Here is a 26,210-nt window from a genome sequence, read left to right on the forward strand (position 1 = left end):
TTTCGAACATCCGTTTGGTCAAAAACCTAGTCCTGTCGGCGCCGGCTTGTCCATGACCAGTCGCCTTGCCCGCAGGCTCTCCCCGATCCGAAGGACCACGCGATGAACGAGCAGCGCCCCGGACCGAACGACGATGCCGCGATGATTCCGCCGGGCTTCCGGCCGCTAGACCTCGCCGGCGGCTACAACCGTCACAACGGCCCGCTCTATATCCGCGACGACGGCGAGCACCTGGCGCTTGGCTTCCGCGTGCTCGACCGCCACACCAACCCGGCGAACAGCTGCCACGGCGCCATGCTGATGTTCCTCGCCGACCTGCAACTCCCCCTCGGCGCCCGCCACCAGGCGAAGCTGGAAATCCAGTTCCTGCCGACCGTCAGCCTGACCACCGACTACCTGGCGCCGGCGCCGCTCGGCTCGTGGGTCGAGGGTCGGACCGAGGTCATGCGGGTGACCCGGAACCTGATCTTCACGCAGGGGGTGATCACCGCCGACGGGGAACCGGTGGTTCGCACGAACGGTATCTTCAAGCGGAGTTCTAGGCCGGTCCCCGGCCATGGCCTGCCGATCGAGTGAGCAGCGTTTCCGGCTATTCCGGGCCGCGTCGCCCGAAAAAAATGGCCGGCCACGGCGGGGGGCCACGGCCGGCCAAGGTGGGCGACGATCGGCAGGGAGGGCGCCAGCCGTTCCGGCACTGGAGACGCCGGCTTGCCTCGGGCGAGGTGCGATCGCCGTTGGCGGGGGAGTCCGACTGACGCCGGCAGAGCCGGAACGTTCCAGGCACGGATCGTAGGGAGGCCTGTGGCGTCCCGGTGAACCACCGATCAGGAGCACCTTCCCATAAATGGCGTGAATCGAACGTGATGCGAGAGTGATCTCGCGGTCATTCGCCCGGAAAAGACCTGTGCGCTGAGTTCAGCAGCCACCCAGGTCGACGCCGTGGGTGGCGAACAGGGCGACGATTTCGGCGCGCGCCGGCATCGCCGTCGTGCCGATCAGGACGAGCCGCGCCGCCGGTTCGCCCGTTCGCCGTTCGAGCCGCAAACGGCTGCCGGCCCGCTGGATGGCGATGGTCCGGGCCGCTTCGCCGGCCAGCCGCGCAAAGCCCTTCGCGCGCAGCACGGCGGCCGGCAGGGCGGCGAGCGCGGCCTCGAGGGTGCCTGCCTCGACCGGACCCCGGAACGCGAAGCTCTCGGCGCGAAAATCCGCGCCATGACGATGTGCGTCATGGCTGTGCGCCGGGGCCGGCCCGGTGTCCTGCGGCAATGGCGTGGCGAACAGCAGCTCCGGCGGCAGGCGGGCCTCCCGGGTCTCGACTACCGGCACGCCCGGTGCGCGCCCGGCCAGCCATTCGCGGAGCGATGGAAGCGCTTCCGGCCCGACAAGATCGCATTTGTTGAGCACCAGCAGGTCGGCTGCCGCCAGCTGGCCGGCGACTGTCTCGGTCAACCGCTCGTCGGCGGCCCGGGCGCGGATCGTCTCCGCATCGACGACGATCGTGATGGCATCGCCCGTGAGGCCGGGCAACAGGGCCGCGGGGCCGGCGATCTCGCGCGGATCGGCGACGCCGCTCGCCTCGACCAGGATATGGTCCGGCGGCTCGTCGCGGTCGGTCAGGTCGAGCAGGGTCGCCAGGTAGTCGTCGCCCATGGTGCAGCAGAGGCAGCCGTTGGCGAAGGCGATGGTGTCGCCGTCATGACGGGTGACGAGCGCCTCGTCGATGGCGAGCGCGCCGAAATCGTTGACCAGGACGGCGAAGCGCACACCGCCGGCATTGCCGAGGAGATGGTTGAGCAGGGTCGTCTTGCCGGCCCCGAGAAAACCGCCGATCACGGTCAGCGGGATCGGCAGGCGCGGCGCCGCCCCTGTCGCCGGGCGTTCTCCGCGTTCGGCGCTCATGCGGCTCCGTCGCAGGGGAACAGCCTGCCGCCGAGCGCGGTGCCCCAGACCCGGACATCCTTGAGCCCGGCGCCGCCGAGGTCGAAGGGATCGTCGTCGAAGATCGCGAAGTCGGCCCGCTTGCCGGTCTCGATGGAGCCCAGCTCCGTATCCAGCTTGAGCGTGTGCGCGGCGCCGAGTGTCACGGCGCGGAGCGCGTCCGCGACCGAGAGGCATTCGCTCGCGCCCAGCACGCGGCCCGACATGGTCTGGCGGTTGACGGCGCACCAGGCGGTGAAGAGCGGGGCCAGCGGCGTGATCGGCGCGTCGGAATGGATCGCGAAGGGCACTCCGAGCCGGAGCGCGGTGCCGGTCGCGTTCATCCGCTCGGCCCGTTCCGGCCCCATCGTCAGGGCGTAATGCTGGTCGCCCCAGTAATAGATGTGGTTGGCGAACAGGTTGGCCGAGATGCCGAGCCTGGCCATGCGCCGGAAATGCGCCTCGTGCGCCATCTGGCAATGTTGCAGCGTGAAGCGGGCATCGGCGTCGGGCCGGGCGCGGAGCGCCATCTCGATGGCGTCGATGACCGTCTCTGTCGCCTGGTCGCCGTTGGTATGGATATGCACCTGCAGGCCGGCCGCGTGATAGGTGGCGATGATCTTCGGGATCTCGTCCGGGTCCATGTACCAGAGGCCGTTCGGCTGGCCGTTGTAGTATCCCGGCCACTTGAGGCGGGCGGTGAAGCCCTGGATCGAGCCGTCGGAGATCAGCTTCACGAGCCCGAAGCGGAGCTTGTCGGTGCTCTTCGCGACCAGTTCCCGGACCCGCGCGACGCCCTGCTCGGCGGGCACGGCCGAGCCGAGGAAGGCCGGCACGATGCGCAACGGGTAATCGTCCTCGCCGGTCACCTTCAGCAGGTTCTCGACGGCGTGGTCGGGGCACTGGTTGGCGAGGTCGGTGGACGTCGTGACGCCCGCGTTCCGGGCCGAGCGGGCGAAGTTCCAGAGCGCCGTTTCCCGCGTCATCTCGGCGAAATGATCGCGGCCGATGGCATCCATCACCAGGAAGCGCGCGGGCATGCCCTGCAATTCCCCGTTCGCTTCGCCGTTGCCGTCCCTGACGATGCCCTGCACATTGGTGGCGCCGGTGATCCCGGCGCGCTCCAGCACCAGGCTGTTCACATTGACGATGTGGAAGCTCGCATGGACGACGATCACCGGCTTCGTCGTCGAGACCCGGTCGAGATCGTGCCGCGTCATGCGCGGGCCGTCGAAATAGATCGGATCGAAGCCCCAAGCCATGATGGTCTCGGGCGCGTCCGGCGCCTCGGCCGCCGCGCGGAGCCGGGCAACCGCCGCCTCGATGCTGTCGCAGCCGCCGTGGATGCTGCCGTCCGGCGCGCGACGATCGTAGGGGCCGACATAGACGTCCTGCCAGACGCTGCCCTCCATCGCGTGGGCATGGCCCTCGATCATGCCGGGCATCACGACCTTGTCGGCGAGGCGCTCGTCCAGCTCCCACTCGCCCCAGCCGGCAAGTTCCTCCAGCGAGCCGGCGCCGAGGATGCGGCCGTCGCGGACCGCGACATGATCGGCGAAGGGGCGCCGCGGATTCATCGTTATGATCCGGCGCGCGCGGAATATGGTCGTCTTACTCATGGTTGATGCCCCCGATGCGAACCCACTGTCATGGTGACCGTTCGCGAGCCGGTCGGGCAATGGTCAAGGCGCCTCTGGTCCGTTCTTTTGCCGGACACTGGTTCCTTTCAGGGCGCAAGCATCCGGCCGGCGACCCAGCGGTGAAAGTCGTAGGTCGGCCCGTCCATCGCCGCTGAGAACACGCCGCCCTCGAAAGCCGGGGAATGGCGACCCTGCTGCAGGGCCTCGACGGCGAAGACGTCCTCGCGGAAGACCTGGCGCCAGAGCATCGCGTTGGCCTGGCGGAGCGCCGCGAAATCGTTGCCGAGCGCGGATTCGTCGAAATAGCCGATCGCGACCCGCTCGATGGTGCGGTCGGGCTGCTTCGGCTCCAGGAGCACCGCGAAATAGTGATCGCGATGCACGCCGAGCAGCAGGTTCGGATAGAACGCCACGTATTCGGCGCCCTCGCGCCATTGCCGGCCGATATCGGCCAGTCCGGCGAAGGCCCGGCCGTCCCCGGCGAGGGTCGGGCGATAGGCGGTCGAGCCCTGGCCCGAGAAGCCGTCGCCGTCCCGGTTGCGGATCGGGTAGTGATCCTCGAGCCGGGAATAGCTGTTCAGCCCCGGATGCACCCAGGGCAGGTGATAGCTCTCGCAGTAATTCTCGACCGCGAGCTTCCAGTTGCAGGCGACGGCAAGCTCGAAACGGGAATCGGCCGCGCCCGGATAGAGGGTCCGCCCGGCGAAGTCGCGCCAGCGCTCCGCCAGCGGCTCGATCCGGGTCTCGAACCCGGCCGCCAGCCCGTCCGGATTGACGAAGACGACGTCCATCCAGCAGGCCGAACGGATCTCGGTCAGGCCGTGGCAATCGCGGTCGAAACCCGCCAGCTCGTTCCGGCCCGGCCCGCCGACATGGGGGGTCGCCCGGAGCCTGCCGTCGAGCCCGTAGGACCAGGCGTGGTAGCGGCAGCGGATCAGGCCGTTCGCGTGGCCGGGCGCATCGACCAGCCGCATGCCGCGATGGCTGCAGACATTGTGAAAGACGCGGATCTCGCCGTCGCGGCCGCGCACCAGCAGCATCGGCAGGCCCCAGAGCTCGACCGGGCGGATGTCGCCGGGGCGCGAGATGTCGGCGCCGAAGCCCGCCGCAACCCAGCCCGTCTCGAACAGCGAGCGGCGTTCGGCCGCGAAGACCCCGGGCTCGGTATAGCAGGCGTTCGGGAGGCCGCGCGCCTGTTCGATCGGGGCCAGCGCCCTGGCGAAGGCTGCCGTCGTCGCTTCGTCCTGCCAGACCGTCATCCGCCTGCCTCGCCCGTCGCTGGACCCTGTCAGGATCGAGACTGCGGCCGGGCAGGGGGCGATGCTGCTCAGCCAGCGACCTCGCCGATTGAGAATCCGACGCGGCGCCGGCCGGTACGCCGGTGAGGCGGCGAAAACGTCAGGAAAGCTCGCGCGGGCGGGCGAATTCGACCAGCGCGAAATCGGCCTTCCCGGCGGTCGCCCAGCGGGTCGCGGCGCACCGGAAGACGGCGAGGCCGGCGGTCGGGAACTTCCGGGCGATCTCGGCTGCCCGCTCGCCGCCATCCTTGCCGGCGAGTTGAAGCGCCAGGACCTGCATGCCCGGATTGTGGCCGATGATCATGACGGTCGAGGCGGCGTCCGGGACCTTGCGCAGGAGCGCCAGCATGGCGGCCGGCTCGGCCAGATAGAGGTCGTCGTGATAGGTCGCCTCGGGCGTCCGGCCGAGTTCCGCCTCGACCAGCGCCCAGGTTTCCCGCGCCCGTGTCGCGGTCGAGCACAACACATGGTCCGGGACCAGGCCCTGTTCGCGCAGGTAGCATCCTATGCGCGGGGCCGCCTCGCGGCCGCGAGAGGCCAGCGGGCGGGCGAAATCGTCCGACGCGGTCGATGACCAGCTCGACTTGGCGTGGCGAAGCAACAGGAGCCGGCGCATCGCGTCCTCTCGCTATGGCAAACGGTCGGGCGATGGTCTCACGCGCCGATGCGGGAAGGAAGCGCGCTCACGATTTCCTGAAGTTCCTCGTAGAAGCGGCCGAGATGCAGGCCGTCGATCAGCGCATGGTGGGCCTGCACGCAGACCGGCATGGTCCAGCGTCCGTGTTCCTCGACGAAACGGCCCCAGGCGAGGCGGGGAATGCAGTCGTCCGTGCCCTTCGTGGGATGCGTCATCGCCGTGAAGCGGAGCCAGGGCAGGCAGGTGAGAAAGATCCAGTCGTCCCGGGCGCCGACGTTGTCGGTCAGCGCTTCCTGCCGGCGGCCGCGTTCCAGCGCGTCGCGGCAGCGGCCCTCGAAGGTCGGCCAGTCGTCGGCATGTTCGAGTTCGCAGAAGACGAAACGCTCGCCCTCGATCGGCACGGTGACCGAGGGATGGACGACCTCATGCTCGACGATCTCCTCGCCGCGGAAGCGGACACGGAATTCCGGCACCCGGTTGGCGGCCAGGGTGATCGCGTAGAGGCTGGCCGCGAAGGGCGATATCCCCGCCGGCTTCAACAGGCCGATCAGCGCGCTGACGTCGATCTCCGCCGTCAGGCCGACATGGGGATGGGCGAGATTGCGGAAGAACTCGTAGTGCGACCGCCGCGGCCAGGTCGCCGGATCGATGCGTTTCATGGGGCCGGTCCTCGTCTCGACTTGTTGACATAAAGATATCTTTATGTGATTATGCCGCCATCATAAAACGCGTCGACAGCGAACAACGGGAAGATGCAGAATGGGAACCGGGACGCAAGCAAGCGATATCCTGCGGGCCGAGGCGGCTGAACGAATCCTGGTCCTCGACGGCGCCATGGGAACCAGCCTGCAAACCTGGAAGCTCGACGAAGCGGGCTATTGCGGGCGCCGGCTGGCCGGCCATGACCGGCCGCTCCAGGGCAACAACGACATCCTGAACCTGACCCGGCCGGACATCGTCGCCGACATTCATCGCGGTTTCCTGCAGGCCGGCGCCGATATCATCGAGACCAACACCTTCAATGCGACGGCCATCGCCCAGGCCGATTACGGCACCGAGAACCTGGTCGCCGAGATCAACCGGGCCGGGGCGGAAATCGCCCGCCTGGTGGTCGACGAGGCGAACAAGCTCAGGCCGAGCCGGCCGCGTTTCGTCGCCGGCGCGCTCGGCCCGACCAACCGGACCGCCTCGCTGTCGCCGGACGTCGCCGATCCGGGTTTCCGCAACGTCACCTTCGACGATCTGGTCGCCGCCTACCGCCAGGCCGCCGAGGCGCTGGTCGACGGCGGCGTCGATTTCCTGCTGATCGAGACGGTCTTCGACACCCTGAATGCCAAGGCGGCGATCTTCGCCTGTTCCGAACTGGCCGATGAACGCGGCGTCGAGATCCCGGTCGTCATCTCCGGCACCATCACCGACCGCTCGGGGCGGACGCTTTCGGGCCAGACGGTCGAGGCCTTCTGGTATTCGATCCGCCATGCCGAGCCGCTTGCCGCCGGGCTCAACTGCGCGCTCGGCGCCGACCAGTTGCGCGCCCATATCGCCGAACTCGGCCGCTACGCGGACACGCTCGTGATCGCCTACCCGAATGCCGGCCTGCCGAACGAGATGGGCAGCTACGACGAAACCCCCTGCGAGACTGCGAGCCATATCCGCGAATGGGCGGAATCCGGCCTGGTCAACATCGTCGGCGGCTGCTGCGGCACGACGCCAGAGCATATCCGCGAGATCGCGACCGCGGTCGCCGGCCTGCCGCCGCGCCCGATACCCGAGATTCCACCGGCCATGCGGCTCAGCGGCCTCGAAGGCTTCCGGTTCGCGTCATGACCCCGACATTCGTCAATATCGGAGAGCGGACCAACGTCACCGGCTCCGCCAGGTTCAAGAAGCTGATCCTCGACGGCGACTACGAGGCGGCCCTCGACGTCGCCCGCCAGCAGGTCCAGAACGGCGCCCAGATCATCGACGTCAACATGGACGAGGGGCTGCTCGATTCCCAGTCGGCAATGGTCCGCTTCCTGAACCTGATCGCCTCGGAACCGGAAATCAGCCGCGTCCCGGTGATGATCGACTCGTCGAAATGGGCGATCATCGAGGCCGGCCTGAAATGCGTCCAGGGCAAGTCGATCGTCAATTCGATCAGCCTGAAGGAAGGCGAGGCGCCGTTCCTGGCGCAGGCCCGCGCCGTCCGCCGCTACGGCGCCGGCGTCGTCGTCATGGCCTTCGACGAGGACGGGCAGGCGGAGACCGCCGAGCGCAAGGTCGCCATCTGCACGCGCGCCTACCGGCTGCTGGTCGACAAAGTCGGCTTCCCGGCCGAGGACATCATCTTCGATCCCAACATTTTCGCCGTCGCGACCGGCATCGAGGAGCATAACGATTACGCCGTTGCCTTCATCGAGGCGACCCGGCGGATCAAGGCGGAACTCCCGCACGCCCGGGTCTCCGGCGGCGTCTCGAACATCTCCTTCTCGTTCCGCGGCAACAATCCGGTCCGCGAGGCGATGCATTCGGTCTTCCTCTATCACGCGATCCGGGCCGGCCTCGACATGGGCATCGTGAATGCCGGGCAGCTTGCGATCTACGAGGAGATCCCGGCCGATCTCCGGGATTGCGTCGAGGATGTGATCCTGAACCGCCGGGCCGACGCGACCGAGCGTCTGCTGACGATGGCCGAGCGCTATCGCGGGACCGGCGGCGGCGTGCGCGACGCCAACGATCTCGGCTGGCGCGACGCCGATGTGCGGGCGCGTCTCAAGCACGCCCTCGTCAAGGGCATCGATACCTTCGTCGTCGAGGATACCGAGGAGGCGCGGCTTGCCGCCGATCGTCCGATCGAGGTCATCGAGGGACCGCTGATGGACGGCATGAACGTCGTCGGCGACCTGTTCGGCGAGGGGAAGATGTTCCTGCCGCAGGTCGTCAAGAGCGCCCGCGTCATGAAGAAGGCGGTCGCCCACCTGATTCCCTATATCGAGGCCGAGCGCGGTCCCGACGCGGGCGAGGCCCGCAAGCGCGCCGGCAAGATCGTGCTCGCCACCGTCAAGGGCGACGTCCACGACATCGGCAAGAACATCGTCGGCGTGGTCCTGCAGTGCAACGACTACGAGGTCATCGATCTCGGCGTCATGGTGCCGGCGGCGACGATCCTGGAGACCGCCAAGGCCGAGGGCGCCGACCTGATCGGCCTGTCGGGGCTGATCACGCCGTCGCTCGACGAGATGGTCAATGTCGCCCGCGAGATGGAGCGGCTGGATTTCTCCGTGCCGCTGCTGATCGGCGGGGCGACCACCTCCAAGGTTCATACCGCGGTGCGGATCGAGCCCGCCTACAGCCAGCCGGTCGTCCATGTCCTCGACGCCTCGCGCGCGGTCGGGGTCTGCGGCCAGCTTCTGAACCCGGCGTTCAAGCCGGCCTTCACCAGCGGCATCGCGGCGGACTACGCGCGCATTCGCGAGGCCCGGGCGGGCAGCGGCGGGCGCGACCTAGTGCCGCTGGAAAAGGCGCGCGAGAGTGCCTTCCGGCCCGACTGGTCGACCTATGTGCCGCCGGTGCCGACCTTCCAGGGCGCCCGCGACTTCACCGATTATCCGCTCGCCGAACTGGTCGAGCGGATCGACTGGACGCCGTTCTTCAAGAGCTGGGAACTGGCCGGAAACTTCCCCAGGATCCTCGACGATCCGGTGGTCGGCGAGGCGGCACGGGGACTGTTCGCCGATGCCGAGGCGATGCTGAAGCGGATCGTCGACGAACGCTGGCTGAAGGCGCGCGCGACGATCTCGTTCTGGCCGGCGAACGCGGTCGGCGACGATATCGAGATCTATGCAGACCCAGACGCGCGCGGGATCGCCATGGAACGCTTCCACATGCTGCGCCAGCAGATGCCGCGCGGCGCCGGGCGCTACAACCATTCGCTGGCCGACTTCGTGGCGCCGAGGGACAGCGGTGTGGGCGACTGGATCGGCGGCTTCGCGGTGACCGCCGGCGAGGGCATCGACGAGATCGTCGCCGATTTCCAGAAGCGGAACGACGACTACGACGCGATCCTGCTGAAGGCCCTGGCCGACCGCCTGGCGGAGGCGCTCGCGGAGCGGATGCACGAGCGGGTGCGGCGGGAATTCTGGGCCTACGCGCCGGACGAGACGCTCGACAACGAGGCCCTGATACGCGAGGAATATCGCGGCATTCGCCCGGCGCCCGGCTATCCGGCCTGCCCGGATCATACCGAGAAGGCGGCCCTGTTCCGCGCCCTCGACGCGACGGCGAGGACCGGGATTGTGCTGACCGAGAGTTTCGCGATGACGCCGACCGCGGCGGTCAGCGGCTTCTACTTCGCCCATCCGGATTGCCGCTATTTCGGCATCGGACGGATCGGCCGCGACCAGGCCGAGGATTATGCGGCCCGCAAGGGGATCGGCCTCGACGAGGCCGAGCGCTGGCTGTCGCCGATCCTCGGGTACGAACCGAAGGCCGCCGCCGCGTGAACAGGTTCACACTTCGGGCCGCGTTCACGAATCCTTTGATTGCATTGCAGCATCCGCGAATTAAGTCCCTCTTCCAGGGGCGAGAACAGCGGATCTGAAACACAATGCAGACTCTCATCACGACGCCGGCGTCCGGCCGGCGCGAACGGAACTCCCGTGTCACGCCGCTCGGCGTGGCGCTGTTCGCCATGCTGATCGGCATTCAACCAGCCGGCGCGCAGCAACAGGCGCCGGCGGTCACGGTCGCGACGCCACTGGCCCGCGAACTCGTCGAGTACGACGACTTCACCGGCCAGTTCGCCGCCGTCGAATCCGTCGAGATCCGTTCCCGGGTCAGCGGTTACCTGCAATCGATCAATTTCCAGGACGGCCAGATCGTCAGGAAGGGCGACCTGCTGTTCCAGATCGACCCGCGGCCGTTCGAGGCCGAGCTGGCGTCCGCCAAGGCCCGGCTCGCCCAGGCCGAGGCGCAGGTCGAACTCGCCAACCAGCAGCTCAAGCGCGCCGAGCAGCTTCGCAAGAACGACTTCGTCTCGCGCAGCGCCTATGACGAGCGGATGGCAGAACTGCGGGTCGCCTCCGGCGCGGCCGAGATCGCCCGCGCGGAGATCCGCTCGGTCGCGCTCGACGTCGAGTTCGCCCGCATCCTGTCGCCGATCGACGGGCGGATCAGTCGGCACGAGGTCAGCGTCGGCAACCTGGTGACCGGCGGTGCCGCCGGCACGCCGACGCTGCTCACCACGATCGTCTCGATTGATCCGATCCATTTCGTCTTCGACATGAGCGAGACGGATTTCCTGGCCTATCAGCGCGCGGTGGCGAAGGGCCTTCTCAAGTCCCAGCGCGACGCGGTCGAGGTCTATGCGCGGCTCGCCGACGAGCCCGACTGGCCGCGCGTCGGCACGCTCGACTACATCGACAACCGGGTCGACCGGACCTCGGGCACGATCCGTGTCCGGGCCGTCTTCCCGAACCCGGACGGGTTCCTCACCCCGGGCCAGTTCGGCCGCATCCGGATCCCGGGCTCCGAGCCCTATACGGCGCTGCTGATCCCGGAAAGCGCCGTGCTGTCGGACCAGTCCCAGAAGATCGTCATGGTGCTGGGCGAGAACAACGTCGTGCAGGCCCGCATCGTGCGCCTCGGCCCGACCTACGACGGTCTCCGCATCGTCCGCGCCGGCCTGGAGCCGGATGACAGGATCGTCATCGCCGGGCTGATGCGGATACGCGCCGGGGCCACGGTGACGCCCGAGGAAGGCGTCATCGAGGGCATCGGCGAGAAGCGGCCGGGCTGACGGACATGCGCATTTCCCACTTCTTCATCGACAGGCCGGTCTTTGCGACGGTGCTGTCGTTTCTGATCGTCATCGTCGGCGCGGTCGCCTATTTCGTCCTGCCGGTCGCGCAATACCCGGAGATCGCGCCGCCGACCATCGAGGTCCGCGCAAGCTATCCCGGTGCCTCGTCGGAGGTCGTCAGCGACACCGTCGCCACGCCGCTCGAACAGGAGATCAACGGCGTCGAGAACATGCTCTACATGAGCAGCCAGGCGACCGGCGACGGGCAGCTCGTCGTGCAGATCGCCTTCAAGCTCGGCACCGATCTCGACACGGCGCAGGTGCTGGTCCAGAATCGGGTGGCGATCGCCGAACCGCGCCTGCCCGAGGAAGTCCGCCGCATCGGCGTGACGGTGAACAAGAGTTCGCCGGACATGCTCATGGTGATCCACCTGAGTTCACCCGACGGCAGCCGTGACCAGCTCTATCTCTCGAACTTCGCGACGCTCCGGGTCCGCGACGTGCTTGCCCGCCTCGACGGTGTCGGCAGCGTGCGGATCTTCTCCGCCCGTGACTATTCGATGCGGATCTGGCTCGACCCGGACAAGGCCCAGGCGCGCGGACTGACCGCGGGCGAGGTCGTCGCGGCGCTGCGCGCCCAGAATGTCCAGGTCGCCGCCGGCGTCCTCAACCAGCCGCCCGTGCCGTCGCAGGGCGCCTTCCAGATCAACGTGGAAACGCTGGGCCGGCTCGACGACCCGAAGCAGTTCGAACGGATCGTCGTCCGCCGCGACGACGAGGGCCGCCTGACCCGGCTCGGCGATATCGCGCGGGTCGAGCTCGGTGCGCTCGACTACACCACGAACGCCTATCTGAACGAGAGCGGGGCGCTGCCGCTGCTGGTCTTCCAGCGGCCCGGCTCGAACGCGCTCGAGACCGCCGACCGCATCAAGGAGACGATGGCGACGCTGTCTGAGAGCTTCCCCGATGGCGTCAAGTACAGCATCATCTACAATCCGACCGAGTTCATCAGCCAGTCCATCGACGCGGTCATGACGACGATGCTAGAGGCGATCGCGCTGGTCGTCTTCGTCGTCATCTTGTTCCTGCAGTCATGGCGCGCCTCGATCATCCCGATCGTGGCGATCCCGATCTCGCTGATCGGCACCTTCACGGTGCTCTACCTGCTCGGGTTCTCGCTCAACAATCTCTCGCTGTTCGGCCTCGTGCTCGCGATCGGCATCGTCGTCGACGACGCGATCGTCGTGGTCGAGAATGTCGAGCGGAAGCTGCGCGAGGGGATGAAGCCGCGCGACGCGGCGCACGAGAGCATGGACGAGGTCGGCGGGGCGCTGATCGCGATCGCGCTGGTGCTGTCGGCCGTGTTCGTGCCGGCGGCGCTCATTCCGGGAATTTCCGGGCAGTTCTTCCGCCAGTTCGCGGTGACCATCGCGACCGCCACGGTGCTCTCCGCCTTCGTCTCGCTGACCCTGAGCCCGGCGCTCTGCGCGCTCCTGTTCAAGGAGCACCAGGGCGAACGCCCGGTGCCGTTCTATGCCCGGCCCGCGCATGCCTTCTTCCGGGGCTTCAACAACCTGTTCGGTCGCCTGTCGAACGGCTATGCGTGGCTGACGGGACGGCTGATCCGCAAGGCGGCCTTCGCGCTTGTCGTCTATGGCGGGCTGATCGGGCTCACCGCCTGGCAATTCGACCGGGCGCCGACCGGGTTCATCCCGCAGCAGGACCAGGGCTACCTGATCACCGTGGTGCAGGCGCCGCCGGGCGCCTCGATCGCCCGCACCGACGCCATCGTCCGCCGGGCGGCGAAGGAGATCCTGCAGATACCGGGCGTCGCCAACGTGGTGCCGTTCGCCGGTCTCGACGGCGCGACCTTCACCAACGCCTCCAATTCCGGCGCCATCTTCTCGTCGCTGAAGAGCTTCGAGGAGCGCCAGGCGCTGGGCGTCACGCTGGAAGACATCATCGGCATGCACTACCAGCGCCTCGGCGCCATCAAGGAGGCCTTCATCATCACCATCCCGCCACCGCCGGTGCGCGGCATCGGCACCGGCGGCGGCTTCAAGATGATGGTGCAGGATCTGCGCGGGCGCGGTCCGCAGGCGCTCGAGGCGGCGACCCAGGAATTGCTGCGCGCCGCCGCCGCGCGGCCGGAAATCCGTAATCCCTATTCGCTGTTCAACACGCGCACGCCGAAGGTCTATGCCGATATCGACCGGGTGAAGGCGGAGATGCTGAACGTGCCGCCGGAACGGATCTTCGAGGCGCTCGAGGTCTATCTCGGCTCGGCCTTCGTCAACGAGTTCAACTATCTGAACCGCACCTTCCGGGTGACCCTGCAGGCGGACGGGGCATTTCGCCAGGACCTGTCCTCCGTCGCCAACCTCAAGACCCGCAACACGCTGGGCGAAATGGTTCCGCTCGGCGCGGTCGTGAGCTTCGAGGATCGCACCGGACCCTACCGGGTGCCGCGCTACAACCTGGCGCCCGCGGCGGAGCTCCAGGGCACGACGGCGCCCGGCTATTCGAGCAGCGCCGCGATCGCCGCGATGGAGGAACTCGCCGACAACCTGTTGCCGGAAGGGTTCGGCTACGAATGGACGGAACTCGCGCTGCAGGAGAAGCTTGCCGGCAACTCCGGCCTGCTGGTATTCGCCGCTGCCGCGCTCTTCGTCTTCCTCCTGCTCGCCGCCCAGTACGAAAGCTGGCTGCTGCCGCTCGCGGTCATCCTGATCGTGCCGATGTGCCTGCTCGCTGCTGTCAGCGGGCTGCTGGCGCGCGGGATGAGCATCGACATCCTGGCCCAGGTCGGCTTCGTCGTTCTCGTCGGTCTTGCCGCCAAGAACGCGATCCTGATCGTCGAGTTCGCCCGGCAGGCCGAGGCCCTCGGGGCCGACCGCTTCGAGGCCGCGGTCTCTGCCGCGCGGACCCGGCTGCGGCCGATCCTGATGACCTCGATCGCCTTCATCCTCGGCGTCGTTCCGCTGGCGATCGCGACCGGGGCGGGGGCCGAGATGCGTCAGGTGCTCGGCACGGCGGTGTTCTTCGGGATGCTCGGGGTGACCCTGTTCGGGCTGATCTTCACGCCGATCTTCTATGTCGTGGTGCGCGGACTGTTCGCCCGCCGCCGGACGTCGTCGGCCCCGGCGGAAGCGGCGACCCCGGACTAGGCGCGGCGGTCGAGGGCGGCGAGCCAGCCCTGCAGCGCCCCAGCAAGGTCGCGGCGCGGCAGGGCGAGCCGCTCGTCAGGGTCGTGCAACGCTTCGATCCGCGCCTCGGTCCCGTTCAGGACGAGCACGTAGGCGTTGCCGACATGCTCCCCGTCGGCCTCGCCCCGGACCTGCTCGAGGAGCAGCCGGGCGTGCGCCGGATCCTCCTGCACGTCGCTTTCGAGCCAGTCGGCGAGGGCGCGGAAGAGCGCCGGCGCTCGGGCCCTCAGATGGCCGTCGACGGGATCGCGCACGATCTCGAGAACGGCGGTCATGGCCCGGCCCGGTAGAGCGGGTAGGCGGTGACGATCCGGCCCTGGCGGTCGATCCAGCCCTCGATCTCGAAGCCATGGCCGGACGGGCCGCGCCATTTCCTGCCGTCACGCGTGCCGGCCGCGCGAAAGGCACGCCGGATCAGCGCCAGCACCTCGTCGCGGGCGAGGCGGTCGGGAAAGAAACTGGAGAACTTCTCCTGCCACGGCGCGCTATCGTCGCGCCGGATCTCGACCCGTCCGGTGTAGATTCCGGCGTCGTTCGGACCGGCAAGTCGCCGGGCGAGCCGGGCATTGGCAAGGTCGCGGCCATCCGGCCGATGATGGAAGCCGCCCGGTCGGCCGGCCCGGTTGATCTCGCCCTCGAAGATATGGCCGACGGCGACCGGCGGATCGCCCGCGTCCCAGCGCGCGCCTGCCAGCGTCGGGTGATCCCGCGCGGCCCAGGCGAGCAGCAGGAAAACGAGAAACGCCGCACATGCCAGCAATCGCGTCATGCGACGATGCTGTCAGAATGCGGCGTTCGAAGATAGGGTTGCCGGTGGCGGCGACCGCCCGGGATCAGACGATCTTGGCAGGACGGCCCGCGACATAGGCAGCGAACAGCGGCGACATGCTCATGCCGCGGCCGACCGGACGGGCGCGGCGCGCCCGGACCAGGGCGCCGTCGGCCATCGCGTAACCGACCTCGTCGATCTGGCCGCGCTCGATGCCGAGGTCGCGCAATTCACGATCGCTCAACGCGCTGATTTCGCGGCGCACATGGCCGGCGGTGAGGCTGCGGGAAAACCAGCGGGAGAAGAGGGACATGACTGACTCCGTCGACCAGGGTTGGCAGGGACTGACGATGCGAAACATTAGCGCTTCCGTATCCGCTCCTTACTCCGCCACGTAATCCCGAATGATGCCGGAAGCCATAGCCGTTTCTTCATTTCAGCCATGTGTTTTTCGCATGTAATCGTGAACGCTTCTTCAATAACGCCCCCGCAATTACTGGGTCAATCCCAAGAAGTCGCATCGAAGATACATATTGTTCCAGATACGACCGATTCGACGTCCTGCCGTCTCGGCGAGGGCCGTGATGGCGCCTGATGCCGCGACGCGCTTGCGATTGACAGCCGGCCGCACACCCGATACATGACCGATCCGGGTCGAGGCCCCTGCCGCCCGCAGGCATGACGCCACGGTGAAGCCTCGCGATACACGACCGTTCAGCATCTGCATTCCCATGCGGCGCTTGGCAACGCGGGCATCCATTCGACAGCCGCATGCCGGACAGCAAGAGGCATCGCGATGAACGGATCGACCAATCTCCCCTCGCTCGAGGATCTCAAGGACCAGGCCAGGCGGCTGCGTGCCGAGCTCGCGCGCTCGGGCCAGGACATCAGCCATGGCCGGGCGCTCGAACTGATCGCCAGCCAGCACGGCTTTCGCGACTGGAACACCCTGCACGCGCGGGTCGGGAACGGCCCGCCGGTTTGCCCGGTGAAGCCGGGCGACCGCGTCGCCGGGCAGTATCTCGGCCAAGACTTCAAGGGCGAGGTCGTCGGCGTGCAGATTCTCGCCGGCGCGTCGCGCTACCGGATCGCCGTCCACTTCGACGAGCCGGTCGACGTCGTGACCTTCGAGAGCTTCAGCAACTTCCGGCGCCGGGTTTCCTGCACCATCGACGAGACCGGACGGACGCAGGAGCGGACCTCGAACGGCAAGCCGCACATGGTGCTCAAGCTCTGAACGACGCGGCGCCGGGCGGCTGCCCGGCGCCGCGTCGTCAGTCGCGGAAGTCGGGCATGTCGCGATCGAGCATGCGCAGGATCGCGGCGAAGTGGCGGGCCGCCACCTTCGGCATTTCCTCCGCGAACTGCTGCCGCGTCGTGGCGATCACCTCGTCGGACAGCCGGCGCAGCTTGCCTCCGGTCGAGCGCGCGAGGACCTGGAACATCGCCGCCCGTTCCAGGTAGTAGAGATCGTTGAAGGCCTCCGCGACGCTTGGCCCGGCGACCATGACGCCGTGGTTGGCCATGAAGAGGACGCCGCGATTGCCCATCTTCCGGGCCAGCCGTTCGCCTTCGGCCTCGGCCAGCGCGAGGCCGCCATACTCGTCGTCATAGGCGATCCGCCCGGCGAAGCTCAGGGCGTTTTGCTCGACCATCTCGAGGCGTCCGTCCTCGAGCAGGGTGAGCGCCGTCGCGTAAGGCATGTGGGTGTGCAGCACGCAGGCGGCGCCGGGCACACCCAGATGAACGCGGCTGTGAATGCAGAAGGCGGTGCGCTCGACCTCGTTGTCACCTTCCAGCACGGTGCCGTCGGCGTCGCACAGGACGAGCGAGGAGGCGGTCACTTCCGACCAGTGCCAGCCATGCGGGTTGATCAGGAAGCGGCGCCCGTTCAGCGCCCCGTCCTCGTCCGGCACGACGAGGCTGAAATGGTTGCAGACACCCTCCGAGAGGCCGAGCCGATCGGCCCAGCGGAGCGCCGCCGCGAGTTCGACCCGGCCCCGCCGCACGATGTCGTCCGTGTTCGTCCCCGTCATGCCGCCCTCCGTCGCGCCCGGTTCACTACCCGAGAGTGTTAGGAGTTCGGCCGTCAGCTGGCAAGGGTTCGGCGCTAACCGCCGCTGTAGCTCTGCACGAGGCTTGCCGCGACCAGGTTCCAGCCGTCCACGAGGACGAAGAAGATCAGCTTGAAGGGCAGCGCGATCATCACCGGCGGCAGCATCATCATGCCCATCGACATCAGCACCGAGGCGACCACCATGTCGATCACGATGAACGGCACGAACAGCAGGAAGCCGATCTCGAAGGCGCGGCGCAGCTCGCTGATGACGAAGGCCGGGATCAGCGCCTGCAGCGGCGTGGCGTTCGGATCCTCGAGCGGGCCGGTGCCAGCCAGGTCGAGGAAGAGCTGGAGATCCTTGTCCCGGACATGGGTCAGCATGAAGGCGCGGACCGGAACGACGACGCGGTTGAACGCCTCCTGTTCGTCGATCTGTTCGTCGATCAGCGGCGCAATGCCGCTGTCGTAGGCCTGCTGCAGCGTCGGCGCCATGATGAAGCCGGTGAGGAACAGCGAAAGCGAGATGATCACCACGTTGGGCGGTGTCGTCTGCACGCCGATCGCGCTCCGCAGCAGCGACAGGACGACGACGATCCGGGTGAACGAGGTCACCATGACGAGTATCGCCGGGGCCAGGCTGAGAACCGTGACCAGCGCGACGATCTGGATGATGCGACCGGTAAAGACCCCGCCGGCATCGCCGAGATCGAGACTGAGGCTCTGCGCCGCCGCGGGCGTTGCCGCGACCAGCAGGGCGAGAAGGGGAAGCAGGCCGCCCGCGCCGCGACCGATCGCCCGCAACGCGACCCCGGTCACGAGGCGATCTCGCGAATCCTGGCGGGCTCGGCGCGTGCGATCCCGCTTTCCACGACCAGGTCGTTCTCGCCGCCGATCAGCAGGAGATGCTGGACATCGTCGCGCTGCACGAGGATCAGCCGCCGCTTGGCGTCGATCGTCGTGACATCGACGACCGAGAGCCGCCTGACGCCGCCCGGGCGGCTGATCCGGGGCGCCATGCCGAACCGTTTCCCGGCCCAGGCAAGTAGCCCGATCAGCCCGAGCACGACGACCAGGGCGACGAAATACTGAATCAGCGAGATCGCTTCCATTACCGAACAGCTCAGCGAGTGGGGGGATTGATGGCCTCGAGCCGTTCGGCGAGCGAGTGGGCGCGTGTTTCCAGCGCGCTCGCCAGCGAGTCGAGCGCCGTATAGAGGCTGCCGATCCGCTGCCGGTAGGGGCGGCGCTCGTCTTCCGGGAGCGTCGCGATCGAATCGTGGAGCGCGGCGGCAAGCCCGTCGAGATCGGAGAGATCGACGCTCTGCTCGAGTTCGAGGGATGCGCCCGCGCTGTCGAGCCGGTGCTGGAATTCCTGGATCAGGCGTTCTGGCGATTCACTTATCACGGACGGGGCTCCCCGGGTTCGCGGTTCTCGAAGCGGTAGACATAGGCAAGGATCTCGGCAACGACGGCGAAGGCTTCCAGCGGGATCGGGCTGTCGACGTCGAGCGCCGAGAGCAGGGTGACCAGGTCGGCATCCTCGCGAACCTTCACGCCGTTGGCGAAGGCGATCTCCAAGATCTGCTCGGCGACGCTGCCCCGGCCCGCCGCGACCACGCTCGGCGTGTCACTTTGCCGCGGATCGAAGGCGATGGCGGCGGCGCGCAGGCGGTCGCGACTGTTCGAAGGATCGGCCAAGGCTTGTTCCACCGGTTGCCGGACGGCTTGCCCGGCGTCTGCGGCGATTCTCCTGTCCTTATGCTTAACAAAGCGTTAGCGGGCGATATTGGCGCGGCAGATTGGCCGGGGAGGGGATTTCAGCGGCCCTTTCTGGCCGTATTCGCTATTGCAAAGCAAGAATATTGCAATTGCGAGGGCAGCCCCCAAATCATCCTTGTCAGGGCGCTGTCCAGACTCTAGGTTCTGGCCACGGCTCGGCGCCGGTTATCGGCGCTTCCCATCATCCTCGGCGCGCGTGGTTCCCTCGCCCTGTCGGCGATATCCAGGCAACACACGCACTGGCGACCGTTTCGCCACCGTCCGACCGGCCCCAATCAGGCCGACTGTTCTGGCTGGCAGGAGTTGTGCGGCACCGTCCACGCAGCGACGCCCGCGTCCACGCTATTTTGCGTAATGAATTGAAAGGAGACCAATATGGAGGAGCAGGTCAAAGCGCTCACCGGTAAGAACATCGCTTTACTCGTGGCCAACGGCTTCGAAGAGGCCGAGATGACGTCGCTGCAGAAGGCGCTGATCGTTGCCGGCGCGAAAGTCGCGATCGTTTCGCCCGAGAAGGGCATCGTCAACAGCTGGCACGATGGGACCTGGGGCCATTTCTTCCCGGTCAACGCCTTCCTGCCCGAAGCGATGTCGCATCATTTCGACGGCGTCGTCGTTCCCGGTGGCAGCCGCCATGTCGAGCGACTGAGCAACAACCCGCAGACCACCCGTTTCCTGAACGGCTTCATGCTGGACGACAAGCCGGTCGCGCTGCATGACGCCGCGGCGCTGGTCGCCAACGGCGGGCTGGCCGACGGCCGCACCGTGGCGGCGACCGAGGATGTCTCGGGTGCCCTGATCCGCGAAGGCGCGAAGGTCGCGGACGAGCCCGTGCATGTCGACGGCCGGCTGCTTTCGGCGTTCGGCGAGGAGACGATGGGGCAGTTCGTGAGCGAGCTTCTCAGCCTTCTCGAGGGCGAAGCGGCGAAGCTCGGCGAGGCCGCCTGAGAAGATACCTGACAGGCACCGCCTGGCGGGTTACGGGGGCATCCGGTCGGATGCCCCTTTTTCGTTTCCGCGGTTGCCGGCCGGGCGATGCGGCGGATAGCGAAAATTTTACCGATTGTTAACCCGAACGGCCGATCATTAAGAAAGCGTATCAAGCGCGCGGGAAGGCCGCCCGATGAACCTGAACGACATACCGATATTCGCCGCCCTGCAGAAACGCATGGCCTGGCTGTCCGCCAGACATGACGTGCTCGCGCAGAATGTCGCCAATGCGGACACCCCGAACTACCGCCCGAAGGATCTGGTGGAGCCGTCCTTCGCCGAGCTGGTGAAGGGCCCGGAGACCGGCAAGGTCACGCTGCGCGCGACCCAGGCCGGGCATATCCCGGGCGGCGGGGCCGGGCACGATTTCGGGACCGGCGCGGTCTCGTCCGGCTACGAGACCGCGCCGTCGGGCAATTCGGTCGTGCTCGAGGAGCAGCTCATCAAGGTCGCCGAGACCCAGGCCGAGCATCAGCTTTCGGCAAACCTCTATCGCAAGCATGTCGAGATGATCCGCATCGCTCTCGGCCGGCGCGGCTAGCAGTAACGGGGACCAGTCATGGACTTCTCCAAGACCCTGATGATCTCGGCCTCGGGCATGAAAGCCCAGAGCGAGCGCATGCGCGTCATCGCCGAGAACGTCGCCAACAAGGATTCGCTGGCCAAGACGCCGGGCGAGAATCCCTATCGTCGCAAGGTCGTGGTGTTCAAGAACGCGCTCGACCGCGAACTCGGCGTCTCGCGCGTCGAGGTCGCGAAGGTCACCCGCGACCGCAGCGATTTCGGCCTCGAATACCGCCCCGGTCACCCGGCCGCCGACGAGAACGGCTATGTCCGCACGCCGAACGTCCACGGCCTGATCGAGATGATCGACATGAAGGAAGCCCAGCGGTCCTACGAGGCCAATCTCAACCTGATCGACGCCGCCAAGGCGATGCTCATGAAGACGATCGAGATCCTGAGATAGGCCCGAGCAAGGAAACAGCGTCATGGAAAGCAGTGCCGTCAATGCCGCCCTGGCTTATGCCCGGGCGATTTCGAATGCCGAGAACGCCGGCAACATTCCCGGCGACGACCTGGCCACCGACGCGGCCGGCGCCGGCGGGAGCTTCGCCTCGCTGCTGCAGGACGCCGGCAAGGACATGGTGGCCGGCGGGCAGACGTCGGAAGAGTTGAGCTTGCGCGCCGTCGCCCGCGATGCCAACGTCGCCGACGTGGTGGCCGCGGTCAGCAATGCCGAGGTCACCCTGGAAACCGTGGTCACCGTCCGCGACCGCATCATCCAGGCCTACCAGGACATCATCAAGATGCCGATCTGACGGGATCGGCGGTCGAGCGGGACCATGAACGAGGCGGACGTCATCGACATTTCGCGCGAGGCGATCTGGGTGCTGCTGAAGGTGGCGGGCCCGGTGATGGTCATCGCGCTGCTGGTCGGTCTCGCCATCTCGCTGATCCAGGCGCTGACCCAGGTCCAGGAAATGACGCTCGCCTTCGTGCCGAAGATCCTCGCGATCTTCGTCTCGATCATCGTCCTGATGCCGTTCATGATCGCCACCCTGACCGCGTTCATGGAGCAGATCGCCCAACGCATCGCCGCGCTTTGAGCGGCCGGGGCTGAACGCGCATGCTGCAACAGCTGCTGCCGGCCGGGGTCTTCGCCTTCTTCATCGTCTTCGCCCGCATCGGCTCGGCCTTCATGGTCGTGCCGGGCTTCAGCGAGGGTTTCGTGCCGCCGCGCGTCCGGCTGGTCATCGCCATCGGCGTCAGCCTGCTCGTCCTGCCGCTCGTGGTCACCACCCTGCCGGCGCTGCCGTCGTCACCGGCCGAACTGGCGCTGGTGATCGGCGGAGAGATCCTGATCGGCCTGCTGATCGGCGGCGTCGCCCGGCTGGCGATCAGCGGCCTGCACACCGCCGGCATGATCATCGCCCACCTGTCGAGCCTCGCCGCGGCGCAGTTCTTCGACCCGGCGCAGCAGACCCAGGGGGCGCTGGTCGGCAGCTTCCTGACCCTGATCGGCCTCGTCCTGATCTTCGTCACCGACATGCACCACCTGTTCATCATGGGCGCCGCCGAAAGCTACCGGACCTTCCCGCCGGCGGCCCTGCCGGCGATGGGCGACTTCGCCGGGCTGGCGAGCGACCTCGTGGCCGGGTCCTTCCGGCTCGGCGTGCAGATCTCCGCGCCCTTCATCGTCTACGGGTTGACGCTCTATATCGGCGCCGGCCTGATCAATCGCCTGATGCCGCAGGTTCAGGTATTCTTCGTCATGATGCCGCTGCAGATCGCGCTCGCCTTCCTCGTGCTCTCGGTTACCCTCGGCGCGATCGGGATGTGGTTCATCGACTACTACCGGGACGCGCTCGGCCTTCTGACGGGGTTGTAAGGCGATGGCCGACGAAGACCAGTCACAGAAAACAGAAGAGCCGACAGCCAAGAAGCTCGAGGATGCCTTCAAGAAGGGGCAGGTCGCGAAGAGCCAGGAGGTCGGCCATTTCTTCATGACCGCGGGGATCGCGCTCGCCGTCCTGACGGTCGCCGCCGGCGCCGGCGGCGATCTCGCCCGTTCGCTCTCGATCTTCGTCGAATCGCCGCATCTCTTCGACACCGACAGCGGCATCCTGCAGGCCGCCTTCGCCGATCTCGGGCTCAACCTGGCGCTGACGATGGCCCCGGTGCTCGGCATCCTGATCCTCGCCGCGCTGATCGGCAACGTGATCCAGCATCGCCCCTTCGTCTCGCTGGAGCGGATCAAGCCGAAGTTCAGCAAGATCTCCCTGATCGAGGGAATCAAACGACAATTCTCCCTGAAGGCGCTTGTCGAGTTCCTCAAGGGCCTGGGCAAGCTCACCCTCGTCGGCGCCGTCGCGGTGACGCTCATCTGGCCCCAGATGGACCGTCTGCCGCTCATCGTCAGCTACGATCCGAGCGACATCCTCGAACTCGTCCAGCGGCTGTCGCTGCTCATGCTGTCCGGGGTCGCCGCGGTCATGGCGGTGATCGCCGGCCTCGATTTCCTGTACCAGAGGTACAGCCACATCAAGGGCCTCAAGATGTCGCGGCAGGAGATCAAGGACGAGTACAAGGACGCCGAGGGCGATCCACTGATCAAGGCCAAGCTCCGCCAGCTGCGCATGGAGCGCTCGCGCCGGCGCATGATGGCGGCGGTGCCGACGGCCGACGTGGTGATCACCAACCCGACCCATTTCGCCGTCGCCCTGAAATATGACGGCGGCAAGATGAACGCGCCGAAGGTCGTCGCCAAGGGCCAGGACCTGGTCGCGCTCCGCATCCGCAAGCTCGCCGAGGAAAACGACGTGCCGATCGTCGAGAACCCGCCGCTCGCCCGGGCGCTGCACGCGACCGCCGATCTTGACAGGGAAATTCCGGTCGAACATTACAAGGCGGTCGCCGAGGTCATCAGCTACATCTACGGCTTGCGCAAGAAGCAGGGCACCCGGCGGCCGGTGCAATAGCCGATGAGCCGATATCGCGCGGGGCGCAGGCGTCAGGGGATGGCCGGATGAGAGCAGGGGACGGCGACCGGAAGACGGCCGGTGACAGGATTCCGTCGCGCGCCGCGGGGTCTGCCTTCGCTGTCGCCCTCGGGCTCGCGGCGCTCGCGGTCTGCGGCGCCGGGGCAATCGCCGGCGGACGCCTCGGGCTCGCGATCGGCCTGCTCGGTCTCGCCCTGCTCGGTGCCGTCGCGGCCTTGCGGCTGTCCGCCGGACGTTCCGGCGCGGTTGCCGCGATTGCCGGCGAGGCACCGCTCGCGTTCGACACGACATTGCTCGACTACGCCCCGACGGCCTGCCTGATAACCCGCCGGAACGGCAGCTTCGAATATGCCAACGCCGCCTACCGGAACCTCGTGGGCGCCGGTGGCGGCGACATTCCGCCGACGCTCGTGCAATTGCTGAACGACAGCCAGCCGGCCCTCGAGCGGCTGCTGGCGCATGCCCGCGCCGCGCTCGAACCCGGCCGCGACGAGGGTGCCGAACGGGCCGACGGACGGACCGGGGACGGCGAGGGGGAGCGGGACCCGGCCGGGCATCCGGCGCCGCTGGTGATCGAGCCGGGCGACGGCCGCAGCCTCTCGGTCACGGTCTGCCGCCATCCGGGCGCCGGCGACCTGGTGCTCTGGTTCGTCGACGACCTGAGCCATTCGCCGCTGGCGCTCGAACTCGGCGACGAGCGCGGCAGCATCGCCGATTATCTCGACAACGCGCCGGTCGGATTCTACTCGATCGACCCGCAGGGCCGCTTCCAGTTCGTCAACGCCACGCTTGCCCGCTGGCTCGGCTGGGAACGGGAGGATCTGGTCGGCGGCGACGTCCAGCTTCGCGACGTCCTGGTCCGCGAGGCCGGCGGCGGCCAGTATGTCGACGCCTTTCCCGACGAGCGCCCGCTGACCGACGGCGAGCGGGGTCTGCGCGCCCGCGGCGGCCAGGTGCTGCCGGTGCATATCACCCAGACCGTGATTCGCGACGCCGCCGGCGCCAAGCTCGGCAGCCGCGCGGTCGTCCGCGAGCTCACCACCGAACAGGAATGGCAGGACCTGCTGCGCCGGGCCGAGCTGCATTTCCGTCGCTTCTTCGACGCCGCGCCGGTCGGCATCGTCACCCTCGACCGGGACGACCGGGTGGTCGAGGGCAACCCGGCGCTGCTTGCCCTGCTCGACACCACGGCCGAGAAATTCAATCGCCGCCCGATCGGCGACTACCTGTCCGGCGAGAGCCGCCAGCAGCTCGGCGAGCATCTCAAGGCGGTCCGGGAGGCGGCCGGCGAACTGCCGCCGATCGAGGTGCAGATCGGCGACGCCGCCCGGCAGCGGACCGCCCAGGTCTATGCCCGCCGGCTTGCCGGCACGAACGAGAGCGGCGGGCTGCTGCTCCACCTGATCGACACCAGCGAGCAGAAGATGCTCGAACTCCGCATGGTCCAGGGCCAGAAGATGCAGGCGGTCGGCCAGCTCGCCGGCGGCGTCGCCCATGACTTCAACAACCTGCTGACGGCGATGATCGGCTTCTGCGACCTGCTGCTGCTCCGCCACGAGCCGGGCGACCAGTCCTTCTCGGACATCATGCAGATCAAGCAGAACGCCAACCGCGCGGCCAACCTGGTGCGCCAGCTGCTCGCCTTCTCGCGCCAGCAGACGCTGCGGCCCAAGGTCCTGGTGCTGACCGACGTGCTGGCCGAACTCTCCAACCTGCTGCGCCGCCTGATGGGCGAGCGGATCGCCCTCAAGGTCGTACACGGCCGCGATCTCGGGCTGGTCCGGGTCGACCAGGGGCAGTTCGAACAGGTGGTGATCAATCTCGCCGTCAATGCCCGCGACGCCATGCGCGACGGCGGCGACCTGACGATCGCGACCGAGAATCTCTCGCTCGAACGGCCGCTCAGCGCCGGCGGCGACACGATTCCGCCCGGCGATTACGTGGTCATCACGGTCAGGGATACCGGGCACGGCATCGCCAAGGATCACTTCGAGAAGATCTTCGAGCCCTTTTTCACCACCAAGGAAGTCGGCGCCGGCACCGGGCTCGGGCTCTCGACCGTATACGGCATCATCAAGCAGACCGGCGGCTTCATCGTGCCGGAGAGCACCGTCGGCGCCGGCACGACCTTCACCATCTACCTGCCGCGCCATCAGCCCGAGGCGGCCGAGGTCGCCGGCGAGGAGGCGGGCGACCAGCGGATCGCCCGCGATCTGACCGGCAAGGGCACGGTGCTGCTGGTCGAGGACGAGGACCCGGTCCGGCTGTTCGCCGCCCGCGCGCTCAAGAACAAGGGCTACGAGGTGCTGACCGCGGATTCGGGCGAAAGCGCGCTCGAGGTCGTGCGCAGCCATCAGGGCCACATCGACCTGCTGGTGTCCGACGTGGTCATGCCGCAGATGGACGGCCCGACCCTGGTCAGCCACGTCCTGCACGAGTATCCGGCGATCAAGGTGATCTTCATCTCCGGCTATGCCGAGGATACCTTCCGCCGCTCCTTCGACGTCGAGCTCGAGGATATCGACTTCCTGCCCAAGCCCTTCAGTCTCGAGGAGCTGGCCGGCAAGGTGAAGGAAGTCATGGAAAGCCGTCGCCCCTGAGCGCCCGGCCGGTCGCCGGCATGCGGGTGGTTT

At 67.7% G+C, this 26,210-nt stretch carries 25 protein-coding genes and 1 pseudogene; 13 read left to right on the plus strand and 13 right to left on the minus strand.

Annotated features, from left to right (window positions below):
• The first annotated feature begins 102 nt into the window (after nucleotides 1–102).
• Nucleotides 103–576 carry a PaaI family thioesterase gene (locus OCH7691_RS20685; protein WP_085885518.1) on the plus strand — a complete coding sequence of 158 codons (474 nt, stop codon included), beginning with the start codon at nucleotides 103–105 and terminating at the stop codon, nucleotides 574–576.
• A gap of 339 nt (nucleotides 577–915) precedes the next feature.
• Here OCH7691_RS20685 and OCH7691_RS20690 read toward each other — a convergent pair whose 3' ends face one another.
• The 5 genes from OCH7691_RS20690 to OCH7691_RS20710 form a co-directional block, all read right to left on the minus strand.
• Nucleotides 916–1,899 carry a CobW family GTP-binding protein gene (locus OCH7691_RS20690; RefSeq protein ID WP_085885519.1) on the minus strand — a complete coding sequence of 328 codons (984 nt, stop codon included), beginning with the start codon at nucleotides 1,897–1,899 and terminating at the stop codon, nucleotides 916–918.
• Nucleotides 1,896–3,494 carry an amidohydrolase gene (locus OCH7691_RS20695; protein ID WP_217808181.1) on the minus strand — a complete coding sequence of 533 codons (1,599 nt, stop codon included), beginning with the start codon at nucleotides 3,492–3,494 and terminating at the stop codon, nucleotides 1,896–1,898. The genes OCH7691_RS20690 and OCH7691_RS20695 overlap by 4 nt, the downstream gene beginning before the upstream one ends.
• Nucleotides 3,495–3,643: 149 nt before the next feature.
• Entirely contained in the window at nucleotides 3,644–4,816 is a 1,173-nt protein-coding gene (locus tag OCH7691_RS20700; RefSeq protein WP_085885521.1) for an aromatic ring-hydroxylating oxygenase subunit alpha, read from the minus strand.
• Nucleotides 4,817–4,955: 139 nt separating this feature from the next.
• Nucleotides 4,956–5,471 carry a SixA phosphatase family protein gene (locus tag OCH7691_RS20705; protein ID WP_085885522.1) on the minus strand — a complete coding sequence of 172 codons (516 nt, stop codon included), beginning with the start codon at nucleotides 5,469–5,471 and terminating at the stop codon, nucleotides 4,956–4,958.
• Between the two features lie 38 nt (nucleotides 5,472–5,509).
• Nucleotides 5,510–6,151, minus strand: a complete 642-nt coding sequence (locus OCH7691_RS20710; RefSeq protein ID WP_085885523.1) for a chloramphenicol acetyltransferase — start codon at nucleotides 6,149–6,151, stop codon at nucleotides 5,510–5,512.
• Between the two features lie 100 nt (nucleotides 6,152–6,251).
• On the opposite strand from OCH7691_RS20710, the pseudogene metH reads away from it, so the two are divergent.
• The 3 genes and pseudogenes from metH (at nucleotide 6,252) to OCH7691_RS20730 (ending at nucleotide 14,441) form a co-directional block, all read left to right on the plus strand.
• A pseudogene (metH, locus tag OCH7691_RS20720) lies at nucleotides 6,252–9,976 on the plus strand (methionine synthase).
• 104 nt (nucleotides 9,977–10,080) lie between these two features.
• Nucleotides 10,081–11,271 carry an efflux RND transporter periplasmic adaptor subunit gene (locus OCH7691_RS20725; protein WP_085885526.1) on the plus strand — a complete coding sequence of 397 codons (1,191 nt, stop codon included), beginning with the start codon at nucleotides 10,081–10,083 and terminating at the stop codon, nucleotides 11,269–11,271.
• Between the two features lie 5 nt (nucleotides 11,272–11,276).
• Entirely contained in the window at nucleotides 11,277–14,441 is a 3,165-nt protein-coding gene (locus tag OCH7691_RS20730) for an efflux RND transporter permease subunit (protein WP_085885527.1), read from the plus strand.
• Here the strand turns inward: OCH7691_RS20730 and OCH7691_RS20735 are convergent.
• The 3 genes from OCH7691_RS20735 to OCH7691_RS20745 form a co-directional block, all read right to left on the minus strand.
• Entirely contained in the window at nucleotides 14,438–14,755 is a 318-nt protein-coding gene (locus OCH7691_RS20735; RefSeq protein ID WP_085885528.1) for a hypothetical protein, read from the minus strand. The genes OCH7691_RS20730 and OCH7691_RS20735 overlap by 4 nt on opposite strands.
• Nucleotides 14,752–15,249, minus strand: a complete 498-nt coding sequence (locus tag OCH7691_RS20740) for an EndoU domain-containing protein (RefSeq protein WP_085885529.1) — start codon at nucleotides 15,247–15,249, stop codon at nucleotides 14,752–14,754. The genes OCH7691_RS20735 and OCH7691_RS20740 overlap by 4 nt, the downstream gene beginning before the upstream one ends.
• 64 nt (nucleotides 15,250–15,313) lie before the next feature.
• Nucleotides 15,314–15,610 carry a DUF1127 domain-containing protein gene (locus tag OCH7691_RS20745; RefSeq protein WP_085885530.1) on the minus strand — a complete coding sequence of 99 codons (297 nt, stop codon included), beginning with the start codon at nucleotides 15,608–15,610 and terminating at the stop codon, nucleotides 15,314–15,316.
• A 435-nt stretch (nucleotides 15,611–16,045) separates the two neighbouring features.
• Here OCH7691_RS20745 and OCH7691_RS20750 point away from each other — a divergent pair, with 435 nt between their 5' ends.
• Nucleotides 16,046–16,486: a glyoxalase superfamily protein gene (locus tag OCH7691_RS20750; RefSeq protein ID WP_085885531.1), complete on the plus strand. Its 441-nt coding sequence runs from the start codon at nucleotides 16,046–16,048 to the stop codon at nucleotides 16,484–16,486.
• A gap of 37 nt (nucleotides 16,487–16,523) precedes the next feature.
• Here OCH7691_RS20750 and OCH7691_RS20755 read toward each other — a convergent pair whose 3' ends face one another.
• From OCH7691_RS20755 to OCH7691_RS20775, 5 genes are all read right to left on the minus strand, one after another.
• Nucleotides 16,524–17,285 (minus strand): aldolase, encoded by a 762-nt coding sequence (locus OCH7691_RS20755; RefSeq protein WP_085885532.1) that lies wholly within the window; start codon nucleotides 17,283–17,285, stop codon nucleotides 16,524–16,526.
• Nucleotides 17,286–17,359: 74 nt separating this feature from the next.
• Entirely contained in the window at nucleotides 17,360–18,124 is a 765-nt protein-coding gene (gene fliP / locus OCH7691_RS20760; protein ID WP_085885533.1) for a flagellar type III secretion system pore protein FliP, read from the minus strand.
• Complete coding sequence (locus tag OCH7691_RS20765) at nucleotides 18,121–18,417, minus strand: FliO/MopB family protein (RefSeq protein ID WP_085885534.1); 297 nt, start codon at nucleotides 18,415–18,417, stop codon at nucleotides 18,121–18,123. Before OCH7691_RS20765 ends, fliP begins: the two co-directional genes overlap by 4 nt.
• An 11-nt stretch (nucleotides 18,418–18,428) precedes the next feature.
• The gene (locus tag OCH7691_RS20770) at nucleotides 18,429–18,713 is read right to left on the minus strand and encodes a hypothetical protein (RefSeq protein ID WP_085885535.1); all 285 of its coding nucleotides are present in this window, start codon (nucleotides 18,711–18,713) and stop codon (nucleotides 18,429–18,431) included.
• Entirely contained in the window at nucleotides 18,710–19,006 is a 297-nt protein-coding gene (locus tag OCH7691_RS20775) for an EscU/YscU/HrcU family type III secretion system export apparatus switch protein (protein WP_085885589.1), read from the minus strand. Before OCH7691_RS20775 ends, OCH7691_RS20770 begins: the two co-directional genes overlap by 4 nt.
• A gap of 456 nt (nucleotides 19,007–19,462) precedes the next feature.
• On the opposite strand from OCH7691_RS20775, the gene OCH7691_RS20780 reads away from it, so the two are divergent.
• The 8 genes from OCH7691_RS20780 to OCH7691_RS20815 all read left to right on the plus strand — a co-directional run bounded on the left by OCH7691_RS20780 (nucleotide 19,463) and on the right by OCH7691_RS20815 (nucleotide 26,177).
• A complete protein-coding gene (locus tag OCH7691_RS20780; protein ID WP_085885536.1) occupies nucleotides 19,463–20,035 on the plus strand; it encodes a DJ-1/PfpI family protein in 573 nt (190 codons plus the stop codon).
• Nucleotides 20,036–20,210: 175 nt separating this feature from the next.
• Nucleotides 20,211–20,618 (plus strand): flagellar basal body protein, encoded by a 408-nt coding sequence (locus OCH7691_RS20785; RefSeq protein ID WP_085885537.1) that lies wholly within the window; start codon nucleotides 20,211–20,213, stop codon nucleotides 20,616–20,618.
• Between the two features lie 18 nt (nucleotides 20,619–20,636).
• Nucleotides 20,637–21,044, plus strand: coding sequence for a flagellar basal body rod protein FlgC (flgC, locus tag OCH7691_RS20790; RefSeq protein ID WP_085885538.1), 408 nt, complete (start codon nucleotides 20,637–20,639; stop codon nucleotides 21,042–21,044).
• A gap of 22 nt (nucleotides 21,045–21,066) precedes the next feature.
• On the plus strand, nucleotides 21,067–21,396 hold the full coding sequence (fliE, locus tag OCH7691_RS20795; RefSeq protein WP_085885539.1) for a flagellar hook-basal body complex protein FliE: 330 nt from the start codon (nucleotides 21,067–21,069) through the stop codon (nucleotides 21,394–21,396).
• A 24-nt stretch (nucleotides 21,397–21,420) separates the two neighbouring features.
• Nucleotides 21,421–21,684 (plus strand): flagellar biosynthesis protein FliQ, encoded by a 264-nt coding sequence (gene fliQ / locus OCH7691_RS20800; RefSeq protein WP_085885540.1) that lies wholly within the window; start codon nucleotides 21,421–21,423, stop codon nucleotides 21,682–21,684.
• A gap of 20 nt (nucleotides 21,685–21,704) precedes the next feature.
• Nucleotides 21,705–22,466 (plus strand): flagellar biosynthetic protein FliR, encoded by a 762-nt coding sequence (fliR, locus tag OCH7691_RS20805; RefSeq protein WP_085885541.1) that lies wholly within the window; start codon nucleotides 21,705–21,707, stop codon nucleotides 22,464–22,466.
• Nucleotides 22,467–22,470: 4 nt separating this feature from the next.
• On the plus strand, nucleotides 22,471–23,556 hold the full coding sequence (flhB, locus tag OCH7691_RS20810) for a flagellar biosynthesis protein FlhB (protein WP_085885542.1): 1,086 nt from the start codon (nucleotides 22,471–22,473) through the stop codon (nucleotides 23,554–23,556).
• A 47-nt stretch (nucleotides 23,557–23,603) separates the two neighbouring features.
• Nucleotides 23,604–26,177, plus strand: a complete 2,574-nt coding sequence (locus OCH7691_RS20815; RefSeq protein ID WP_085885543.1) for a hybrid sensor histidine kinase/response regulator — start codon at nucleotides 23,604–23,606, stop codon at nucleotides 26,175–26,177.
• Nucleotides 26,178–26,210 lie beyond the last annotated feature (33 nt).

It is taken from the genome of Oceanibacterium hippocampi (assembly GCF_900172325.1).
GTDB classification, from domain to species: Bacteria; Pseudomonadota; Alphaproteobacteria; order Sneathiellales; family Sneathiellaceae; genus Oceanibacterium; species Oceanibacterium hippocampi.

Excerpts from the sequence above, each read along its gene's own strand:
- OCH7691_RS20690 (WP_085885519.1), bottom strand. The coding sequence starts at position 1,899 with ATGAGCGCCGAACGCGGAGAACGCCCGGCGACAGGGGCGGCGCCGCGC.
- OCH7691_RS20725 (WP_085885526.1), top strand. The coding sequence starts at position 10,081 with ATGCAGACTCTCATCACGACGCCGGCGTCCGGCCGGCGCGAACGGAAC.
- OCH7691_RS20685 (WP_085885518.1), top strand. The coding sequence starts at position 103 with ATGAACGAGCAGCGCCCCGGACCGAACGACGATGCCGCGATGATTCCG.
- OCH7691_RS20705 (WP_085885522.1), bottom strand. The coding sequence starts at position 5,471 with ATGCGCCGGCTCCTGTTGCTTCGCCACGCCAAGTCGAGCTGGTCATCG.
- OCH7691_RS20710 (WP_085885523.1), bottom strand. The coding sequence starts at position 6,151 with ATGAAACGCATCGATCCGGCGACCTGGCCGCGGCGGTCGCACTACGAG.
- OCH7691_RS20740 (WP_085885529.1), bottom strand. The coding sequence starts at position 15,249 with ATGACGCGATTGCTGGCATGTGCGGCGTTTCTCGTTTTCCTGCTGCTC.
- OCH7691_RS20745 (WP_085885530.1), bottom strand. The coding sequence starts at position 15,610 with ATGTTTCGCATCGTCAGTCCCTGCCAACCCTGGTCGACGGAGTCAGTC.
- OCH7691_RS20780 (WP_085885536.1), top strand. The coding sequence starts at position 19,463 with ATGGAGGAGCAGGTCAAAGCGCTCACCGGTAAGAACATCGCTTTACTC.
- flhB (WP_085885542.1), top strand. The coding sequence starts at position 22,471 with ATGGCCGACGAAGACCAGTCACAGAAAACAGAAGAGCCGACAGCCAAG.
- OCH7691_RS20695 (WP_217808181.1), bottom strand. The coding sequence starts at position 3,494 with ATGAATCCGCGGCGCCCCTTCGCCGATCATGTCGCGGTCCGCGACGGC.
- OCH7691_RS20735 (WP_085885528.1), bottom strand. The coding sequence starts at position 14,755 with ATGACCGCCGTTCTCGAGATCGTGCGCGATCCCGTCGACGGCCATCTG.
- OCH7691_RS20750 (WP_085885531.1), top strand. The coding sequence starts at position 16,046 with ATGAACGGATCGACCAATCTCCCCTCGCTCGAGGATCTCAAGGACCAG.
- fliR (WP_085885541.1), top strand. The coding sequence starts at position 21,705 with ATGCTGCAACAGCTGCTGCCGGCCGGGGTCTTCGCCTTCTTCATCGTC.
- fliE (WP_085885539.1), top strand. The coding sequence starts at position 21,067 with ATGGAAAGCAGTGCCGTCAATGCCGCCCTGGCTTATGCCCGGGCGATT.
- flgC (WP_085885538.1), top strand. The coding sequence starts at position 20,637 with ATGGACTTCTCCAAGACCCTGATGATCTCGGCCTCGGGCATGAAAGCC.
- OCH7691_RS20700 (WP_085885521.1), bottom strand. The coding sequence starts at position 4,816 with ATGACGGTCTGGCAGGACGAAGCGACGACGGCAGCCTTCGCCAGGGCG.
- OCH7691_RS20755 (WP_085885532.1), bottom strand. The coding sequence starts at position 17,285 with ATGACGGGGACGAACACGGACGACATCGTGCGGCGGGGCCGGGTCGAA.
- OCH7691_RS20765 (WP_085885534.1), bottom strand. The coding sequence starts at position 18,417 with ATGGAAGCGATCTCGCTGATTCAGTATTTCGTCGCCCTGGTCGTCGTG.
- OCH7691_RS20815 (WP_085885543.1), top strand. The coding sequence starts at position 23,604 with ATGAGAGCAGGGGACGGCGACCGGAAGACGGCCGGTGACAGGATTCCG.
- fliQ (WP_085885540.1), top strand. The coding sequence starts at position 21,421 with ATGAACGAGGCGGACGTCATCGACATTTCGCGCGAGGCGATCTGGGTG.
- OCH7691_RS20730 (WP_085885527.1), top strand. The coding sequence starts at position 11,277 with ATGCGCATTTCCCACTTCTTCATCGACAGGCCGGTCTTTGCGACGGTG.
- OCH7691_RS20785 (WP_085885537.1), top strand. The coding sequence starts at position 20,211 with ATGAACCTGAACGACATACCGATATTCGCCGCCCTGCAGAAACGCATG.